Genomic DNA, 1,441 nt, shown 5'->3' with positions numbered 1-1,441 from the left:
AGCCGGGACGGAGCGGGGGGACACCCTACGCAAAGCCAAAACCCTATCAGGGGCTGGCTGACACGACAGGAAGCCTGTCAGAAATGCTGGGAACCACCTCCCAAACGCCGCGCTGGCCCCTCTCCGTCCCGGCTTCGCCGGGCCACCTCTCCCCACTTCGTGGGGCGAGGAACCAGCGCCATGCCGTCCCACCTCACACCAACACCTGAAAAATGTCGCTGGAGGCGTTGCTGCGGATTTCGGCGGCGCCCCTTACCGCCCACCCTTCACCAACGTCCAGATCCACCCAACAAAAGTCAGCACCAGGAACGGATAGCCGGCGGCGGGCAGCGGCGCCGAGGTCGGCAGCAAGGGCGCGCCCCAGATAATCATGCAAGCCGACGCGACAAACAGCACGGCGGCCACGAGCGCGGTGAGCCGCATCCACAGCGCAAAAGTCTTCGGCGCGCTGACCATGACGAGTGCGGCCGCCCAGAGCGTGATGCCGCCGACATAGGAAGGCACGCTGGCCTGCAAGCCGGCCGCATTGCCGGCCAGCAGCAGCGTCTCGCCGGCCAGGAAGGTCAGGAAGCCCGCGGCGACGCAATCATTGCCCAGCCGCTGGTATTTCATGGTCAGCAGCGCGGTCGCCACCACGAGGGCTGCGCCGTCGATCGTCCAGAGCGTTTCGCGCAGCGGAGCGCTGGCGACGAAGGTGCCGGCCAGGCCGAAGGCGCCGCCGATGGCGAGGCCGAGAGAGGCGACGGTGTCGGAAGTGGTGCGCATGTGATGTGTCCCCAAGCTGGAGAGGATACTCCAGGGTAGGGTAATGATAAAGTTCGGCTGGAACTGACTGGCTATGCGAAATTGAAGGGGCGACCAGTCGGCCGCCCCCTTTTACTTCGTTTAAGCCGCCTCCGCCGTTGGAAAGTCGCTGGGAAGTTCCATCGCTGGTACGATGTCGGGGAACAAGCGCCCCTTCATAACGTCTGCGATACGGCCCTGATTGATCTGGTAGTATGACGCGATAAGCGCGTAATTGATGCCCAGATCACGAGCCAGCTTAATCACCGGAACCATTTCCGGTGTCACCTTACGGTCGTGCATTGCCTTTCCTTTCAAGAAAGGGTGCGGTCGAATAACGGTTGACGCAGATTCCCATATGAATCATTGTCGTTTTGCTGTTGTGCGCCGCTATTGGCCACAGGTTCTGATCTGGAACCATTTCCAGACCAGTGTGAAGGCGAGGGATTTGCGCCTCGGCTCCTACCGCCCTCGGCGGCTGCTGAAACTGACTAGGTGGTTCAGACCTGGTCAGATCAGGATGTGGTACCGCCATATGGACTCCATACTGATAAATCTGCTCGATGCACCGTGCGGCGCGCGTCTCCGCACGGTGCATCCTGTTGTCTATCGATCACTACGGACCTCGTTCAGAGTGCGATTTCCCATCTCCGTGAGG

General features: G+C 61.5%; 2 protein-coding genes. Both read right to left on the bottom strand.

Annotated features, from left to right (window positions below; genetic code table 11):
• Window positions 1-252: 252 nt before the first annotated feature.
• Entirely contained in the window at window positions 253-765 is a 513-nt protein-coding gene (locus AC1DX0_RS35845) for a hypothetical protein (RefSeq protein ID WP_477219080.1), read from the bottom strand.
• A 120-nt stretch (window positions 766-885) separates the two neighbouring features.
• A complete protein-coding gene (locus AC1DX0_RS35840) occupies window positions 886-1,086 on the bottom strand; it encodes a hypothetical protein (RefSeq protein ID WP_477219079.1) in 201 nt (66 codons plus the stop codon).
• Window positions 1,087-1,441 lie beyond the last annotated feature (355 nt).

The sequence above is a fragment of the Mesorhizobium sp. P3_A9 genome (assembly GCF_056402975.1).
The sequence above is the reverse complement of the archived record's forward strand: the minus strand, read 5'-3'. Positions and strand labels throughout refer to the sequence as shown.